This window comes from Cupriavidus sp. FW306-1B-F12B (assembly GCF_058781795.1).
The window spans coordinates 37,782-54,306 of record NZ_JBYSXC010000005.1; the positions used below are offsets into that span (position 1 = coordinate 37,782).

The following is a 16,525-nucleotide window of genomic DNA, read 5'->3' on the forward strand; positions in this document are numbered from 1 at the left end:
ATGGCAGAAATCGAATGAAGACAGACCGCTGGGCCTACGAAAACCTTGAAGTCTACGTGTGGGAAGGCAAGTACGAGATTGCCGACCGCGTCACGCGTTTCCTGGCGCCGCTGGGCGTGGACGTGATCCGCGCCGGCGCGCTCGAAGCCTTGCCCGCCGAGCCGCGCCTGAAGCCCTGCATCGCGGTGATCAGCGTGTCGGTGATCGGCGCGGCGCGCTTCTCGCTGGACTGGGAGGCCGCGCACGGCATGCCGGTGATCTGGGTGGCAGGCCCCGGCCGCGAGGCCGATCCCGGGCGCTTTCCGCCGGAGTACGCGCATATCCTTGCCGATGACTTCACCGGCGCCGACCTGCGCAGCCAGATCGGCAAGCTGCTGCCGCAACTGCTGGCCACGGATGCGCCCGGCGAACGCGAGGCGGACCTGGTGGCCGGTTCGCCGGCGATGCGCCAGCTGCTGCAGCATGTGGAGACCTTTGCCGACTTCGGCAGCAACGTGATGCTTTATGGCGAAACCGGCGCGGGCAAGGAACGCATTGCGCGCCTGTTCCATGAGCGCAACGGCACCTACGGAAAGGGACCGTTCGTCGCGGTCAACTGCGGTGCGATCCCCGACGGCTTGTTCGAGTCGCAGTTCTTCGGCCATGCCAAGGGCGCGTTCACCGGCGCCTCGTTCGCGCACCGTGGCTATTTCGAGCAGGCCAACGGCGGCACGCTGTTTCTCGATGAAATCGGCGACCTGCCGCTGTTCCAGCAGGTCAAGCTGCTGCGCGTGCTGGAAGAGAACGTGATCACCCGGCTGGGATCGACCCTGGCGGTCAAGCTGGATTTCCGGCTGGTGGCGGCGACCAACAAGGACCTGCGCGACGCGGTGCGGCAGGGGCGTTTCCGCGCCGACCTGTTCTTCCGCCTGGCGGTGATCGAGATGCGCATCCCGAGCCTGGAAGAGCGTGGCCAGGCCGACAAGGTAGCGTTGCTGCAGTCCTTCCTGCGCCATATGCTGGGGGAATCCGGCTTCGACGCGCTGCCGCCGATGCCTGACTGGCTCAAGGGCGCGGTCGGCACCGCCTATTTCACCGGCAATGTGCGCGAGCTGCGCAACCTGGCCGAGCGTGTGGGCATCACCGTGCAGCAGACCGGGCACTGGGACGAAGAGCGCATCCGGCCGCTGTTCCGCTCGCTGCATCCGGGTGCGTTCGATGGCGGCGAGCGCAACGACCTGCGTGCCGATACGGAAGAGCGCCGCCGCATCCTGGCCGCGCTCGATGCCAATGGCTGGCGGCGGCAGGACACGGCGGCAAGCCTGGGCATCAGCCGCAAGGTGCTGTGGGAAAAGATGCGCAAGTACCAGATCGCCGACAGCGAGGCCGAGCCGGTCTGAGCGCGCGCATCAGGACACGCCTCAGGGCAGGCGGATCTCCTTCACGTCGAAGTGCGATTCGCCGATCAGCTCCTTGTCGTATTCGCCGACCAGTTCCACTGTGGTTTGTGCATCCACCGGCTTCTGTGCCGGCCAGAGCTTGGCCTTGATCTTCACCTTCATCTGGCCGGTGCCGTCCGAGAACAGGTAGCGCTCGTCGCCGACGCTGCTGACGATCTTGCCGCGCAGCACGGCCTGCTGGTCGTCCTTGCCATCTGCCTGCAGCGCCTTAACGGTCATCACCGGGACGGCCGACGGGCCGGTGTACTGGGCGCTGGCGCCGGCGGCGGCCAGTCCCAGCACAAGGGTCAGGGCAGTGGCGGTCAGGATGCGTTTCATGTGCGTTCTCCGTAAATTTCAAATTTGGGGCGACTGCATGCATGATGCGCGCGCCCGCCTGAACCGTTGCTGAACGGGCAGTCAGGTCGCAACGCATTATGATGCGGGTTTCGCCTTTGCATCTATCGGATCCCGGATTGCGTTTCCTTCACACCGCCGACTGGCATCTCGGCCGGCTCTTCCATGCGCGCAGCCTGCTGGAAGACCAGGCCCATATCCTCGACCAGTTTGTCGAACTGGTCCGCACCGAACGCCCCGATGCCGTGCTGATCGCGGGCGACGTCTACGACCGCGCCGTGCCGCCGCCTGAAGCGGTGGCCTTGCTCGACGACGTGCTGGGCCGCATCGTCATCGACACCGGGGTGCCGGTGGTGATGATCGCCGGCAACCATGACAGTGCGCAGCGGCTGGAATTCGGCGCGCGGCTGATGCGGGCCCAGGGCCTGCACGTGGCCGGCCGCACGCTGGCCGAGGCGGCCTGCGTGACGCTGCACGACACTCACGGCGAGGTGCGCATCTACGCGCTGCCGTACGCGGAACCGGCGGTGGTGCGCGATGCCATGGGCACCGACCTGCCATCGCATGAAGCCGCGCTGCGCGCGCAGCTCGATGCCATCCGCGCGGTGCATCCGCCGGGCGTGCGTGCCGTGGTGGTGGGCCACGCCTTCGTGGTGGGCGGCGCGGCAAGCGAATCGGAACGGCCGCTGTCGGTGGGCGGCAGCGGCGCGGTGGCCGCGGACCTGTTCGCGGGCTTTGACCTGGTGGCGCTGGGCCACCTGCACCGGCCCCAGACGCTGGGCGGCGGGCGCGTCCACTATGCGGGCTCGCTGCTGAAGTATTCGCTGTCAGAGTGCGCGCACGACAAGTCGGTGTCGCGCATCGAACTGGGCGCGGACGGGGCGGTCGCCATCACGCCGGTGCCGCTGCAGGCCCTGCGCGATGTGCGGGTGGTGGAAGGCGAACTGGCCGCGGTGCTGGCGGCGGGTGTCGATGATCCGCAACGCGATGACTACATCCACGCGCGGCTCACCGATACGGGCGCGCTGCTGGACCCGATGGCCAGGCTGCGACAGGTCTATCCCAATGCGCTCGCGATCGAGCGGACTGTGCTGGCGCGCACCGGCACGGCTTCGGAGGCCGGGCGCAAGTTGCGGCAACTGGGTACCGGCGAACTCTTTGCCAACTTCTTCCGCGAAGTGGCGGATGCCGAGCTGGAACCGGACCAGCGTGCCGTGCTCGACCAGGTGCTGACGGGGATCGCCGCCGCGGACAGGGAGTCGGCATGAGACCGCTGCATTTGACGCTGCAGGCCTTCGGCCCCTTTGCCGCGACCGAGCAGGTCGATTTCACGCGGCTGGGCGAGCAGGCCTTTGTGCTGATCCACGGCCCGACCGGCGCGGGCAAGACCACGCTGCTCGACGCGATCTGCTTTGCGCTGTACGGCGATACCTCCGGCGGCGAGCGCAGTGCGCAGGCCATGCGCAGCGCCAACGCCGCGCCCGCGCTGCGCACCGAGGTGACGCTGGAGTTCAGCCTGGGCGCGCAGCGCTGGCGCGTGGTGCGCTCGCCGGTGCAGGAGCGGCCCAAGCAGCGCGGCGAGGGCTGGGTGACCGAGCCGGCCAAGGCCCAGCTGGACCTGCATGACGGCAACGACTGGGTCAGCAAGGCCAGCCAGCCCGCCAGGGTCAGCGATGCCGTGCGCGACTTGCTGGGCTTCGACAGTGCCCAGTTCCGCCAGGTGATCGTGCTGCCGCAGGGGCGCTTCCGTGAATTGCTGACCGCCAGTTCGCAGGCGCGCCAGGCCATTCTGGAGCGTCTGTTCCGCACCGAGCTGTACCGGCGCGTGGAAGAGCTGCTGAAGGCCGAGGCCGCCGGCATCCGCCGCGATGCCGAGCGCATCACCATCCAGCGCGACGAAGCGCTGCGCCAGGTTGGGGTGGCATCGGCGCAGGCGCTGGCAGAGGGAATCGAGACATTGCAGGCCGAGTTGCGGGCGCTGCAAGGGCAGGAACAGGGCGCGCGCGCCACGCTGGCCGCAGCGCAGGCGGCGCTGGGTGCCGGCGAGCAGGTGGCGGCGCGCTTGCAGGAACGCCAGCAGGCGCAGGCCGGGCACGCCGCGCTGCTGGCGCGCCAGCCAGCCATGGAGGATGAGCGCGCGCGCCTGCACGCCGCCCAGCGCGCCGCGCGTGTCAGGCCAACACTGCAGGCGTGGCAGGCCGCGCAGCGCGACCAGGCCGCCAGCGCCGTTGCCTTGACGCAGTCTGGCGAGCAGGCGGCGCGCGCCGCGCAACAGGCCACGCAGGCGGCTGCTGCATTGCAGGCCGAAACGGCACGCGCTGAAGCGCGCCAGTCCGCGCAGCGCCGGGTTACGCAGCTGGCAGACATGCTGCCGCGCGCGCAGCAGCTGGGTGCGCAGCTGGCCGCGCTGCAGGCGGCCGAAGCCAGGCAGGTGGCAGCCGCCACCGCGCGCGAACGCGCCGCTGCACAGCTTGCCACGCGGCAAGCCGATGCTGTTGCCGCGGAGTCCGCGCTGGCGCAAGGCCAGCTTGCCGCGGCGCAGGCACAGGCCACGGCGTTGCAGCTGGCCGCGTTGCAGCAACGCGCGCGGCAGCTTGACCGTCATCAGCAAGCTGCGCGGTCGCTGGATACGGCGAACGCGCAGGCCGTCACCGCGGCCGCGGCTGAACAGCAAGCCCTGCGCCAGCGCGAGCAGTGCCGCGCCGCGCTGGCCGAAGCTGAAGCCGCCTGGCGCGCCGGGCAGGCCGCGCGGTTGGCCGCAAGCCTGGCGGCGGGCGATGCCTGCCCGGTCTGCGGCAGCACCGCGCACCCGGCACCGGCGCAGCACGTGGCGGCGCCGCTGTCGGACCAGGCGCTGGAGCAGGCCCGCCACGCCGCGCTCGAGGCCGAGTCCCATGTGGTGCGCTGCACCGGCCAGCACCAGGCGGCACAAGGCGCCATTGCCCAGGCGCGCGAGCGGCTGGACGAACTGGCGCAGGCGCTGGGCGAGGTCGGCGACGAGTCCGCCCGCAAGTTGAAAGCCGAGATCACGGGACTGGAAGCGGCACTGGCCGAAGGCCGGCAGGCGGCGGCAAGCCTTGCGCAACGCGAAGCCGCCATCGTCAGCTGCCGCACGGCGCTCGCAGCGGCGGAAGCCGCCAGCCGCGATGCCGTCGCCGCCGCCGATGCCGCTGCCCAGGCGCTGGCCCACTGCCGTGGCGAATGGCAGGCCAACAGTGCGCAGGTTCCCGAGGATTCACGCGACCCCGTGGCGCTGGGCGAGGCCCTGCGGCAGGCGCAGGCCATGCTCGCCGCGCTGGACCAGGCGCTGGCCGCTGCGCGGGCGGCAGAGCGCCAGGCAGCGGCGGACGCGGCCGGGGCACAGGCCGGACTGGTCTCGGCACAGCAGGCACAGGCCCAGGCGTCTAACCGCCTGGCCGAGGCCGAATCCGTGCTTGTGCAGGCGCTCGCGCAGCAAGGCTTTGCCGATGTGCAGGCCCACGCCGCCGCCTGTCTGGGCGACGATGCCATGCAAACGCTCGACGCGACGCTGCGCGCGTTCGATACCCAGCTGGCCACAGCCGCCGACCGGCGCGAACGCGCCGAGGCCGCCGCGCAAGCGCTGGACGCGCCAGACCTGGACGGCCTGCGCGCAGCGCGCGATGCGTCGGCAGCCGCGGTGGAAGCCCTGGTCCGGCAACAGGCCGAGCGCGGCCGTTCGCGCGACACGCTGCTGCAGTGCCAGCTGCGCCTGCAGCAGCTTGACGCGCAGGGGCGCGACATCGAGGCACGCTATGCGGTGCTGGGCCGGCTGGCCGAAGTCGCCAACGGCAACAACCCGCGCCGCATGACCTTCCAGCGCTTCGTGCTGGCCACGCTGCTCGATGAGGTGCTGGAAGCCGCGTCCGCGCGTTTGCTGGCGATGAGCCGCGGCCGCTATGTGCTGCAGCGCGTGCGCGAGCAGGCCGACCAGCGCAGTGCGGGCGGACTGGATATCGAAGTGTTCGACCACGATACCGGCGCGGCGCGGCCGGCCAATACGCTGTCAGGCGGCGAGGGCTTTCTCGCGTCGTTGTCGCTGGCGCTGGGGCTGGCCGACGTGGTGCAGTCGCGCGCGGGCGGCATCCAGCTCGACACGCTGTTTGTCGATGAAGGCTTTGGCACGCTCGATCCCGAGAGCCTGGACTTTGCCATCCGTACGCTGCTGGACCTGCAGCAGGCAGGGCGGCTGGTGGGGATCATCTCGCACGTCACCGAACTGCGTGAGCGCATCGACGTGCGGTTGGAGGTGCGCCCTGGGGTTGGCGGCAGCCGGGTACTGATGTCGGGCGTGGCGACACCCGCGTAGTGCGGCGAGGCTTCCCCGTCAGCCGACAAATACCTGGCGGCAACGAATCGCCATCACTTGCGCTTCAAACGCGCGGGCGGCTGCCCGCGCCAAGCGCGCACGGCGCGACAGCGGGGGCGCGCGGGATTGCACGCCGGCGCCTCCCGGGGCAGGCGCGGGGGATTGCAGTCGATCCTTGCAGGGTGTCAGTCCCCACGCCTGCTGCGTGACATGCAGGATGCGCGCAAGCGCCGCTGCATGGGGCGTGGATAAAAACGGGACGTGGACGGTGGCCATGACGGGCTCCTCGTTCTTGCTTGTTGCCAGGGCCGCCCTGCGCAGCCGGGTGGTCCGGTGGCTGCTGTGCGGGTGTTGCCTTGCCTGATTCCACAATAGCCCGCGCGGCCCCCGAGTCATATCGAGTGCGTGCCGATTGTGATGTCGGCCCCGTCCTACACACGGGGTGTGCGCGTCACCCGCGCGCGCTAATCGCACAATCTGGTTTGCCGACCGCCCGGTCGGCTTGACCGTCGCCGACGCGCAGGTGTAATCTGTTCATTCTGCGAATTCAAGTTCGTATATCGAACAACTCGGTAAGCGAACAACCGGTCCACACCCAAAGACTCACGCAGACTGCTGGACTCGTTCAAATGGGTGGCGCCCCGCGCAGCCCGCCGCGACGAAACTCCTTCCGGCAGGATTACCGGAGACAGCCTTTCATGCGCCGCGTCTTGCGGCCCGCTCCGGTAGCCTGGCGGATCTTCCGACCTGGAACGCAAGTGATCAACAAGCTATACGACTCGGTGGAAGCGGCGGTCGCCGGCATCCACGACGGCGCCACCATCCTGACCGGCGGCTTTGGCATGGCGGGCATGCCGGCAGAGCTGATCGACGCCCTCATCGCGCAAGGCGCGCGCGACCTCACCATCGTCAACAACAACGCCGGCAACGGCGACACCGGGCTGGCCGCGCTGCTCAAGACCAAGCGCGTGCGCAAGATCATCTGCTCGTTCCCGCGCCAGGCGGATTCCTACGTCTTCGATTCTCTTTACCACGCGGGCGAGATCGAGCTGGAACTGGTGCCCCAGGGCAACCTGGCCGAGCGCATCCGCGCCGCCGGTGCCGGCATCGGCGGCTTCTTCACGCGCACCGCCTACGGCACGCCGCTGGCCGAGGGCAAGGAAACGCGCATCATCGACGGCCAGGGCTATGTGTTCGAGACCCCGATCCACGCCGACTTCGCGCTGATCAAGGCCGACACCGCCGACCGCTGGGGCAACCTTACCTATCGCAAGACCGCGCGCAATTTCGGCCCGATCATGGCGATGGCCGCCAAATGCGCCATCGTGCAAGTCAGCCACGTGGTCGAGCTGGGCGAGATGGACCCCGAACACATCGTGACGCCGGGCCTCTTCGTCAAGCGCGTCGTCAAGGTCGCCTGAGCGACAGGTAACAGGAGAATCCAGATGCAACGCCTGACCCGCGATCAGATGGCCGCCCGCGTGGCCAAAGACATTCCCGACGGTGCCGTGGTCAACCTCGGCATCGGCCTGCCGACACTGGTCGGCAACCACCTGCCCGCAGACAAGGAAATCCTGCTGCACAGCGAGAACGGCCTGCTTGGCATGGGCCCCGCGCCCGCGCCCGGCGAGGAAGACGGCGACCTGATCAATGCCGGCAAGCAGCCGGTGACGGTCAAGCCGGGCGGCTCGTTCTTCCATCACGCCGATTCGTTCGCGATGATGCGTGGCGGCCACCTGGACTTCTGCGTGCTGGGTGCGTTCCAGGTCTCAGAGAAGGGCGACCTGGCCAACTGGCATACCGGCGCGCCCGGCGCCATCCCCGCCGTGGGCGGTGCGATGGACCTGGCCATCGGCGCCAAGCAGGTGTTCGTGATGATGGAGCACCAGACCAAGCAGGGCGAGAGCAAGATCGTGCCGCAGTGCACCTATCCGCTGACCGGCATCGGCTGCGTGACCCGCATCTACACTGACCTTGCGACCATCGACGTGACCGCCGACGGGCTGGTCGCGCGCGACCTGGTCGAAGGGCTGAGCTTTGAAGAGCTGCAGCGCCTGACCGGCGTGCCGCTCAAGCAGGCCGCATAACCAGCAGACCCGACACACACCAAGAGAGAGAGACACACCATGACCGAAGCCTTTATCTGCGACGCCATCCGCACCCCCATCGGCCGCTACGGCGGCAGCCTGTCCGCGGTGCGCGCGGACGACCTTGGCGCAGTGCCGCTGAAGGCGCTGATGGCCCGCAATCCGAACCTGGACTGGAAGGCCATCGATGACGTGATCTACGGCAACGCCAACCAGGCCGGCGAGGACAACCGCAACGTGGCACGCATGTCGGCGCTGCTGGCGGGCCTGCCGCAAGAGGTGCCCGGTGCAACCCTCAACCGCCTGTGCGGCTCCGGCATGGACGCCACCGGCACCGCCGCGCGCGCCATCAAGGCCGGCGAAGCCACCCTGATGATCGCCGGCGGCGTGGAAAGCATGAGCCGCGCCCCGTTCGTGATGGGCAAGGCCACCAGCGCCTTCTCGCGCGATGCGCAGATCTTCGACACCACCATCGGCTGGCGCTTTATCAACCCGGCCATGCGCGCGGCCTACGGCGTGGACTCGATGCCCGAGACCGCCGAGAACGTCGCCACCGACTACAAGATCAGCCGCGAAGACCAGGACCTGATGGCGCTGCGCAGCCAGGAAAAGGCCTCGCGCGCGCAGGCCGACGGCACGCTGGCGCAGGAAATCACCCCGGTCACCATCGCGCAGAAGAAGGGCGACCCGATCGTGGTCGAGCGCGACGAGCACCCGCGCGCCACCAGCATGGAAGCGCTGGCCAAGCTGCGCGGCGTGGTCCGTCCTGACGGCACCGTGACCGCCGGCAATGCCTCGGGCGTGAATGACGGCGCCTGCGCGCTGCTGCTGGCCAGCGAAGCCGGCCTCAAGCAGCACGGCCTGACCCCGCGCGCCCGCATCGTCGGCATGGCCACCGCCGGTGTGGCGCCGCGCGTGATGGGCATCGGCCCGGCACCGGCGTCGCAGAAGCTGCTCAAGCAGCTCGGCATGACCATGGACCAGATCGACGTGATCGAGCTGAACGAGGCGTTCGCCGCGCAAGGCCTGGCCGTGCTGCGTGAACTGGGCGTGGCCGACGACGACAAGCGCGTCAACCCGAACGGCGGCGCGATCGCGCTGGGCCACCCGCTGGGCATGAGCGGAGCGCGCCTGGTCACCACCGCGATGTACCAGTTGCACCGCACCGGCGGCCGCTTCGCGCTGTGCACGATGTGCATCGGCGTGGGCCAGGGTATTGCGATGGTGATCGAGCGCGTTTGAGCGAGTTCGGTTGACCTCCCGCCGGTTTGCTCCCCTCTCCCGCTTGCGAGAGAGGGGCAGGGGGTGAGGGCCGGCAGTGGCGTACCGACACGCTGCACTTCGTCGACACGCCCGCCCTCACCCCAACCCTCGCCTGCAAGCGAGAGAGGGAGCCAGTCCGCAGTAGTCTTGAAAGTGAGTCAAAGATGTCCCTTCCCGTAGCCACGCTTGTCACCGGCGGCAGTTCCGGTATCGGCCGCGCCATCTGTGAAATGCTGCTGGCCGATGGCGTGACCCAGGTGGTCAATGTCGACTATGCCGAACCGGCCTGGTCGCACCCGAACCTGACCTTCTTCCAGGCCGACCTGACCGATGCCGAGGCGACCCGCGCCGTGGCCGCGCAGGTGACCTCGCGCTTCGCCGTCACGCGCCTGGTGAACAACGCCGGCGCCACGCGCCCCGGCACCGCCGACACCGCCACCGTTGCCGACCTGGACTACGTGACCGGCCTGCACCTGCAGGCCACGCTGCTGCTGACGCAGGCGTGCCTGCCCGCGATGCGTGCTGCCGGTTTTGGCCGCATCGTCAACATGGCCTCGCGCGCCGCGCTGGGCAAGGCCGAGCGCGTGGTGTACTCCGCCACCAAGGCCGGCCTGATCGGCATGACCCGCACGCTCGCGATGGAGCTGGGCGGCGACGGCGTCACCGTCAACGCCGTGGCCCCGGGCCCGATCGCCACCGAGCTGTTCCGCAAGAGCAACCCCGAAGGCGCCGAACAGACCCGGCGCATCCTGGCCAGCATCACGGTCAAGCGCATGGGCACGCCGGAAGACGTTGCGCGTGCCGCGCTGTTCTTCCTGTCGCCAGACAACGGCTTCGTCACCGGCCAGGTGCTGTACGTGTGCGGCGGCACCACGCTGGGCGTTGCGCCGGTGTAAGCAGCGCGCGTCCCAGGCATCCCGCATTCAAGCATTCAACAAGAAGAGACGTTAACCAAGCGTCACGCATGGCGGCCCGTGGCCGGGCCGCCCACCGGATGCGCGCATGTGCGCGCCATCCGTTCGGGAACGGCAATCACGCCATTCAGCACAACCTCCCGCGGTACCCAATCACCGCCGGAACGATATAGCACCGGAGCATTACCGATGAGACAAGATTCCCAGACCTCCACCACGCGCCGCCGCCTGCTTGCCGCTGGCGTGGCGCTGGCCACCACCATCGCCGGCTTTGCCGGTGCGGCCCATGCGCAGGGCGGCTACCCGACCAAGCCGATCACCATGATCGTGCCGTTCTCGGCCGGCGGCACCACCGACATCCTGGCCCGCATCGTCGGCCTGCAGCTGGGCAAGGCGCTCGGCCAGCCGGTGGTGATCGACAACCGTCCGGGCGCGGGCGGCAACATTGGCGCCTCGCTGGCGGCCAAGGCGCCGGGCGACGGCTACACGCTGTTCATGGGCACCATCGGCACGCACGCGATCAACCAGTCGCTGTACTCCAAGCTGCCGTATGACCCGGTCAAGGACTTCGCACCGATCACGCGCGTGGCCATGGTGCCGAACCTGGTGGTGGTGAATCCCAAGGTGCCGGTCAACAACGTCAAGGAACTGATCACCTACGTCAAGGCCAACCCGGACAAGCTGTCGTACGGCTCGTCGGGCAGCGGTTCGTCGATGCACCTGTCGGGCGAGCTGTTCAACTCCATGACCGGCCTGCATATCCAGCACATCCCGTACAAGGGCAGCGCCCCGGCCGTGAACGACCTGCTGGGCAACCAGATCGGCCTGATGTTCGACAACATGCCGTCGTCGTACCCGCACGTGAAGGCCGGCAAGCTGCGCGCCATCGCCGTGACTTCGGCCAAGCGCTCGCCGGCGCTGCCCAACGTGCCGACCGTGGCCGAATCGGGTGTGCCGGGCTATGAGGCCACCTCGTGGTTTGCGCTGTACGCCACCGGCGGCACGCCGCAGCCCATCGTCGACCGCCTCAACGCCGAAGTGGTGAAGATCCTGGCCATGCCGGAAGTGAAGAAGCAGATGGCCGACCAGGGCGCCGAACCCAATCCGGAAAAGCCGGCCCAGCTGGCCGCGTTCATGAAGTCGGAAACGGCCAAGTGGGCGAAGGTGGTGAAGGCTTCGGGCGCTACGGTGGATTGATTCGCGTCCTTGCCGCGCCAAAGAAAAGCCGGTCCCTGTCGGGACCGGCTTTTTGTTTATGCGTGGGCGGGGACGGCTGCCACTCAATCGCTGCCAAGCTGCAGCTTGTTTTTCTGCCGCTTTTCGATCGCAGATTTGAGCAGCGCCGCACTGCGATAGATGCCGTGTGCGAACTTGCCATACGGCAGCGTCGCAAACAACGCCATCACCACGCCAAGGTGGACCGCCAGCAACAGCGGCATCGCCGCGGTGCCGCGCCCGGCCAGCAACCCCAGCCCGGTGGCGCTGGTCAGCAGCAGCAGCGCGATGAAGCCGCGGTCCATCGGCCGCTGCCGGGCATCCCCATGCATCGGGTGCCGGCGCAGGTTCAGCCACAGCAAGCCCGCCGGGCCCACCAGCAGGCCCACGCCGCCGGCGGTGCCCAGCAGCACCGGCAGGCTCGTGACCGGATAGGGCGCATGCCAGCCCAGCAGATAGTGGTAGCCGGTCGCCACCACTGTCGACGCAAAGCACAGCATGAAGCCGTAGAACGTGAAATGGTGGAAGCGCCGCCGCGCCAGCGTGAAGCGGTCGCTGGCCTCGTTGCAGCCATCGCCGTGGCCGCCATCGAGGTAGGTCAGTGCCAGCACGTTCCGGGCCGCCTCTGCCACGGCCGGTGCCGACGCTGTGCCGGCAGAGACATCACGCCAGAAGCGGCGCACGCCCAGGCCAAGCGCAAGCACGGCAAAGCCGAACACACTGCCGAACAATGCCGCCAGCGTGTTGTGCGGGAATACCGCGTAGAAATTGCCGCCCGCATGCGTCTGCCACAGCGCGCCGCCCAGCGTGGCGGCGAGTACCAGGAACAACGCCAGCCCGAAGGCCAGCGCCACCGATACCGTCAGCCCGTTGCGCTGGTACAGCTTGCCCAGCGGCGCGGGCCATGCATATTCGCTATAGGTTTCCAGCCGCACCTTTGCCATCGCCTGCGGCACGTTGACGCCGAAATCATGCGGCGGCGCGTACTGGCAGGCGTGGTAGCAGGCGCCGCAGTTGTGGCACAGGTTGGCCAGGTAGTTGACGTCGGCCTTGCCGAACTCCAGCCGGCGGGTCATGGCCGGGAACACCGCGCAGAAGCCTTCGCAGTAGCGGCAGGCATTGCAGATCTGCATCTGCCGGGCAACTTCGGCCTCATTGTCGGTCAGCGGCAGCACGCGGATGACGCGGGACTGCGGCGCCGGGGCGGCAGCGTCCTGCCCGGCCAGTTGCGCGGCCTCGCGCGTCAGGGCTTCAAGCTTCTGCATGGACGGCTCCCGTGTTGATGCCCGCCGCCAATGCAGCCTGCGTGCCCGCGATGCGCCCGAAGGCCGTGCCGATCGACATGCCGACACCGGCCGTGTATCCCTTGCCGAGCACGTTGCCGGCCATCATTTCTCCTGCCACGAACAGATTCCCGCTTGGCTTGCCGCCAAAGTGCACCTGGGCGCGGTCATTGACCTTGAGCCCCAGGTAAGTGAAGGTGATGCCCGGCCGCAGCGCGTAGCCGTAGAACGGCGCCTGGTCGAGCGGCCTGGCCCAATGCGTCTTGGCCGGTGCCAGGCCTTCGGTGTGGCAGTCGTCCAGCGCGGTGTGGTCGAAGGTGCCGACGCGGCACGCCGCGTTGTAGTCCTGCACCGTGCGCGCGAACTGCGCTTCCGGCAGCCCCAGCTTGCGCGCGAGCTCAGGCAGCGTGTCGGCCTTCTCGCCGGGAAACACCGGCGGCATGAAGCGCCCGATGGCCTTGCTGTCGATGATCGAATAGCCGATCTGCCCGGGCTGCTGCGCCACCAGCCGGCCCCAGATGGCGTAGCGCTTGGGCCAGAAGTCCTCGCCTTCGTCGTAGAAGCGCACGGCGTCGCGATTGACCACGATACCCAGCGACACGCAATCGATGCGCGTGCAGATGCCGCCGTCGTACAGCGGCGCGCGCGCGTCGATGGCGACACAGTGCGATTGCGACGGATCGCCGATGGCGTCGGCGCCGGCGTCGATCATGGAACGCAGCAGCACGCCCTGGTTGAAGCGCGTGCCGCGGATCAGGAAGTTGTCGGCGGGCCATTCGCCACGTTCGTTCCGGCCCCAGGCTTCGCGCAGCCATTCGCGGTTGGATTCGAAGCCGCCCGCGGCCAGCACGCAGGCGCGCGCGGTGAAGCGCTGGCTGCCGCTGCGCGCGGCGACGAAGCGGTCGCCGTCCAGCTCGATCGCGTCCACCGGGGTTTCATAGCGGACCTGCACCCCCATCGCTTCGGCGCTGCGGTAGTACGCGTTGACCAGCGCCTTGCCGCCACCCATGAAGAAGGCGTTGGTGCGCGCCACGTGCAGCGCACCCGACAGCGGCGGCTGGAAGCGCACGCCATGCCTGCGCATCCACGGCCGGCAGGTCGATGACGCGCGGATCACCAGCCGCGCCAGGTGTTCGTCGGTGATGCCGCCGGTGACCTTGAGCAGGTCCTGCCAGTACTCTTCCTCGGGATAGGCATCGACCAGCACGTCCTGCGGCGCGTCATGCATGCAGCGCAGGTTGCGCGTGTGCTGGGAGTTGCCGCCGCGCCAGGCGCGCGGCGCGGATTCGAGCAGCAGCACCGAGGCCCCGGCTTCGCGCGCCATCAGCGCCGCGCACAGGGCCGCGTTGCCGCCGCCAATTACCAATACGTCGACCATGGGGATTGTCTCCTTGCTGGCGCCATCTTGGCGGGCAAGGCGGGCGGGCGCCAGCAGGGGCGCGGCAAGGGGGCTTCAGCTTTCGTGAAGCCCGGCCTGGGCACAGCCGGGTCAGCGCGGGCGCAACGTGGCGCCGGGCCAGCGCCCCTCGCGCACCAGCGTGGTGGCGACGTCGGCCAGCACCACGCGCGCGGCCAGGCCCGCCGGCGACAGTTCATCGTCGGACAGGCTGACCAGCAGGTTGGGCCGCGTGGCGCCGGCGTCGGTGACCAGTATGCTGCGGTAGGGCGTGCCATGGCTGCGCGCCAGCGCCGCGCCCGGCTGGATGGTGGCGCCCAGGCCACCGCGCACGGCGTCCATCAGGATCGCCAGCCCGTCGATCTCCGCCACCACCTGGGGCTCGCGCTTCGCCTGGCGAAAGCACGCGGCGACCAGCGCGCGCAGCCCGTGCGAGCCGCTGGGCAGGATCAGCGGCAGCTTGCCAAGTGCCGCCACCGAGGTCTGCTCGCCGCGCGGCATGCCGGCCAGCCCCTCGGCGCCGATCACGAACAGGCGCTCATCGAGCAGCGGCAGCACGCTCCAGCGCTGCGCGGGCTCCTCGCTGAACAGCACCGCCAGGTCGATCTGGCGCGCGCTCAGCATCGTGCCGAGGTAGCCGGACAGGCTCTCCACCATGCGCAGCCGCACGTCGGGGTAGCGCTCGCGCATGGCCTGCATGAAGGGCAGCGCCAGCACCGCGGCGGTGCTGGGCGGCAGGCCCACGCTGACATGGCCCGACAGGCGCGCCTGCCGCGCGGCCAGCGCGGCATCGTCGATATGGCGCAGCGCCAGCTGGGCCTGGCGCCAGAAGGCCAGCCCGGCATCGGTGGCGACCACGCCGGTGGAAGTGCGCTGCAGCAGCCGCGTCGACAGCTCGCTCTCCAGCCGGCTGATCTGCTGGCTCAGCGCGGACGTGACTACGCCCAGCTCCAGCGCCGCCTTGCCCATGCTGCCATGCTCGATCACGCTGACGAAGTAGCGCAGTTGCCTCAGTTCCATGTCGCGTCCCCGCTGCCGCAATTTGCCCGCATGGTAGCGGAAAACCTGCCGCAGTTCACGAATCCTGAAGACCCGTTAACGCCCGCCCGATGGCGCGCTTGCCAGCGGCTGCGTAGAGTCGCACCGGTCAGAAACCGGCGGACGCGACACTACGCAGCCGCCATTCCATAACAACATGACTTCCCGCAAAGGAGACTGCATGACAACCGTTTCGCGCATGCGCCGCGCCGTGGTGGCCGGCCTCGCCGGTACCGCTGTACTGGGCGCGCCCGCCGCGTTCGCCGCGGACAACTGGCCGGCCAAGCCGATCACCCTGGTAGTGCCCTTCGCCAGCGGCGGCACCACTGACATCCTCGCCCGCACCATCGGCCAGAAGCTGGGCGAGGCGCTGCAGCAGCCGGTGGTGGTGGACAACCGCCCCGGCGCCGGCGGCACCCTCGGCGCGGCCAACGTGGCGCGCGCGCCGGCCGACGGCTACACCTTCCTGCTGGCCACCGTGGCCCACACCATGGCGCCGGCCATCTACAAGAGCCTCCCCTACGAGTTCACGCGCGACCTCGATCCGGTGGGCCTGGTGGCGCTGACGCCCAATGTGCTGGTGGTCAATCCTGCGATCCCGGTGAAGTCCGTGTCCGACCTGATCGCCTATATCAAGGCGCATCCCGGCAAGGTCAACTACGGCTCGGCCGGCATCGGCAGCACCGAGCACCTGTCCGGCGAGTTGTTCCGCGCGCTGACCGGCACCGACATTGCGCATGTACCGTATAAGGGCGGCGCGCCGATGATGACCGACCTGATCGCGGGCCAGATCCAGATGGCGATCGAGACCAGCCCGTCGGCGTCGCAGCACGTGCGCAGCGGCAAAGTCCGGGCGCTGGCGGTCACCACCGCGAAGCGTTCCGCCGCCTATCCCGGCGTGCCGACGCTGGCGGAGAGCGGCGTCAGGGGCTATGAAGTCACCACATGGTTCGCGCTGATGGCGCCGCGCGGCACGCCCGCGGCGATCGAGCAGCGCGTCTCGGCGGAGCTGGGCAAGCTGCTGAAGGCGCCGGAGGTGCAGAAGCGGTTTGACGAGCAGGGCGTGACCGCTGGCGACATGACGCCAACGCGGCTTGCTGCCTTTATCCGCGCCGAGACCGACAAGTGGGGCAAGGTGGCGCGGGAATCGGGGGCGAAGGCGGAATAACGGCCTCGCTCACAAGGGCGGCGCTGGCGTTACAGGAGGAGATCGCGCAGGAGCGGCCG

The 16,525-nt window shown here is 69.1% G+C and carries 14 protein-coding genes; 9 read left to right on the forward strand and 5 right to left on the reverse strand.

What is annotated here, in order from left to right:
- Positions 1–14 precede the first annotated feature (14 nt).
- Positions 15–1,379, forward strand: coding sequence for a sigma 54-interacting transcriptional regulator (locus AC3WLE_RS10235; protein ID WP_011616405.1), 1,365 nt, complete (start codon positions 15–17; stop codon positions 1,377–1,379).
- Between the two features lie 21 nt (positions 1,380–1,400).
- Here the strand turns inward: AC3WLE_RS10235 and AC3WLE_RS10240 are convergent, their stop codons facing one another.
- The gene (locus AC3WLE_RS10240) at positions 1,401–1,757 is read right to left on the reverse strand and encodes a YgiW/YdeI family stress tolerance OB fold protein (RefSeq protein ID WP_492318180.1); all 357 of its coding nucleotides are present in this window, start codon (positions 1,755–1,757) and stop codon (positions 1,401–1,403) included.
- A 137-nt stretch (positions 1,758–1,894) separates the two neighbouring features.
- On the opposite strand from AC3WLE_RS10240, the gene AC3WLE_RS10245 reads away from it, so the two are divergent.
- Both AC3WLE_RS10245 and AC3WLE_RS10250 read left to right on the forward strand, forming a co-directional pair.
- Complete coding sequence (locus tag AC3WLE_RS10245) at positions 1,895–3,043, forward strand: exonuclease SbcCD subunit D (RefSeq protein ID WP_439669590.1); 1,149 nt, start codon at positions 1,895–1,897, stop codon at positions 3,041–3,043.
- The gene (locus AC3WLE_RS10250) at positions 3,040–6,102 is read left to right on the forward strand and encodes an AAA family ATPase (protein WP_492357284.1); all 3,063 of its coding nucleotides are present in this window, start codon (positions 3,040–3,042) and stop codon (positions 6,100–6,102) included. The genes AC3WLE_RS10245 and AC3WLE_RS10250 overlap by 4 nt, the downstream gene beginning before the upstream one ends.
- 18 nt (positions 6,103–6,120) lie before the next feature.
- Here the strand turns inward: AC3WLE_RS10250 and AC3WLE_RS10255 are convergent, their stop codons facing one another.
- Positions 6,121–6,378, reverse strand: coding sequence for a hypothetical protein (locus tag AC3WLE_RS10255; RefSeq protein WP_492318178.1), 258 nt, complete (start codon positions 6,376–6,378; stop codon positions 6,121–6,123).
- 482 nt (positions 6,379–6,860) lie between these two features.
- Between AC3WLE_RS10255 and AC3WLE_RS10260 the strand changes: the two genes are divergently transcribed.
- The 5 genes from AC3WLE_RS10260 to AC3WLE_RS10280 all read left to right on the forward strand — a co-directional run bounded on the left by AC3WLE_RS10260 (position 6,861) and on the right by AC3WLE_RS10280 (position 11,563).
- Positions 6,861–7,523, forward strand: a complete 663-nt coding sequence (locus AC3WLE_RS10260) for a 3-oxoacid CoA-transferase subunit A (protein WP_492318177.1) — start codon at positions 6,861–6,863, stop codon at positions 7,521–7,523.
- Between the two features lie 24 nt (positions 7,524–7,547).
- Positions 7,548–8,189 carry a 3-oxoacid CoA-transferase subunit B gene (locus tag AC3WLE_RS10265; protein WP_492318176.1) on the forward strand — a complete coding sequence of 214 codons (642 nt, stop codon included), beginning with the start codon at positions 7,548–7,550 and terminating at the stop codon, positions 8,187–8,189.
- Positions 8,190–8,228: 39 nt separating this feature from the next.
- Positions 8,229–9,431: a 3-oxoadipyl-CoA thiolase gene (gene pcaF, locus AC3WLE_RS10270; RefSeq protein ID WP_492353021.1), complete on the forward strand. Its 1,203-nt coding sequence runs from the start codon at positions 8,229–8,231 to the stop codon at positions 9,429–9,431.
- 185 nt (positions 9,432–9,616) lie between these two features.
- Positions 9,617–10,348, forward strand: a complete 732-nt coding sequence (locus AC3WLE_RS10275; protein ID WP_492352827.1) for an SDR family NAD(P)-dependent oxidoreductase — start codon at positions 9,617–9,619, stop codon at positions 10,346–10,348.
- 207 nt (positions 10,349–10,555) lie between these two features.
- A complete protein-coding gene (locus AC3WLE_RS10280; RefSeq protein WP_010809834.1) occupies positions 10,556–11,563 on the forward strand; it encodes a Bug family tripartite tricarboxylate transporter substrate binding protein in 1,008 nt (335 codons plus the stop codon).
- 83 nt (positions 11,564–11,646) lie between these two features.
- On the opposite strand, the gene tcuB is transcribed toward AC3WLE_RS10280, so the two are convergent.
- From tcuB to AC3WLE_RS10295, 3 genes are all read right to left on the reverse strand, one after another.
- Positions 11,647–12,846 carry a tricarballylate utilization 4Fe-4S protein TcuB gene (tcuB, locus tag AC3WLE_RS10285; RefSeq protein WP_492357283.1) on the reverse strand — a complete coding sequence of 400 codons (1,200 nt, stop codon included), beginning with the start codon at positions 12,844–12,846 and terminating at the stop codon, positions 11,647–11,649.
- Positions 12,833–14,242, reverse strand: a complete 1,410-nt coding sequence (gene tcuA / locus AC3WLE_RS10290) for an FAD-dependent tricarballylate dehydrogenase TcuA (RefSeq protein WP_492357282.1) — start codon at positions 14,240–14,242, stop codon at positions 12,833–12,835. The genes tcuB and tcuA overlap by 14 nt, the downstream gene beginning before the upstream one ends.
- A 111-nt stretch (positions 14,243–14,353) precedes the next feature.
- Positions 14,354–15,280, reverse strand: a complete 927-nt coding sequence (locus tag AC3WLE_RS10295; protein WP_011616412.1) for a LysR family transcriptional regulator — start codon at positions 15,278–15,280, stop codon at positions 14,354–14,356.
- A 199-nt stretch (positions 15,281–15,479) separates the two neighbouring features.
- On the opposite strand from AC3WLE_RS10295, the gene AC3WLE_RS10300 reads away from it, so the two are divergent.
- The gene (locus tag AC3WLE_RS10300; protein WP_492357281.1) at positions 15,480–16,466 is read left to right on the forward strand and encodes a Bug family tripartite tricarboxylate transporter substrate binding protein; all 987 of its coding nucleotides are present in this window, start codon (positions 15,480–15,482) and stop codon (positions 16,464–16,466) included.
- Positions 16,467–16,525 lie beyond the last annotated feature (59 nt).

What these genes read in the sequence shown, in the direction of transcription:
- AC3WLE_RS10235 (WP_011616405.1), top strand. Translation starts at nt 15, where the DNA reads ATGAAGACAGACCGCTGGGCCTACGAAAACCTTGAAGTCTACGTGTGG.
- AC3WLE_RS10240 (WP_492318180.1), bottom strand. Translation starts at nt 1,757, where the DNA reads ATGAAACGCATCCTGACCGCCACTGCCCTGACCCTTGTGCTGGGACTG.
- AC3WLE_RS10250 (WP_492357284.1), top strand. Translation starts at nt 3,040, where the DNA reads ATGAGACCGCTGCATTTGACGCTGCAGGCCTTCGGCCCCTTTGCCGCG.
- AC3WLE_RS10255 (WP_492318178.1), bottom strand. Translation starts at nt 6,378, where the DNA reads ATGGCCACCGTCCACGTCCCGTTTTTATCCACGCCCCATGCAGCGGCG.
- AC3WLE_RS10265 (WP_492318176.1), top strand. Translation starts at nt 7,548, where the DNA reads ATGCAACGCCTGACCCGCGATCAGATGGCCGCCCGCGTGGCCAAAGAC.
- pcaF (WP_492353021.1), top strand. Translation starts at nt 8,229, where the DNA reads ATGACCGAAGCCTTTATCTGCGACGCCATCCGCACCCCCATCGGCCGC.
- AC3WLE_RS10275 (WP_492352827.1), top strand. Translation starts at nt 9,617, where the DNA reads ATGTCCCTTCCCGTAGCCACGCTTGTCACCGGCGGCAGTTCCGGTATC.
- AC3WLE_RS10280 (WP_010809834.1), top strand. Translation starts at nt 10,556, where the DNA reads ATGAGACAAGATTCCCAGACCTCCACCACGCGCCGCCGCCTGCTTGCC.
- tcuB (WP_492357283.1), bottom strand. Translation starts at nt 12,846, where the DNA reads ATGCAGAAGCTTGAAGCCCTGACGCGCGAGGCCGCGCAACTGGCCGGG.
- tcuA (WP_492357282.1), bottom strand. Translation starts at nt 14,242, where the DNA reads ATGGTCGACGTATTGGTAATTGGCGGCGGCAACGCGGCCCTGTGCGCG.
- AC3WLE_RS10295 (WP_011616412.1), bottom strand. Translation starts at nt 15,280, where the DNA reads ATGGAACTGAGGCAACTGCGCTACTTCGTCAGCGTGATCGAGCATGGC.
- AC3WLE_RS10300 (WP_492357281.1), top strand. Translation starts at nt 15,480, where the DNA reads ATGACAACCGTTTCGCGCATGCGCCGCGCCGTGGTGGCCGGCCTCGCC.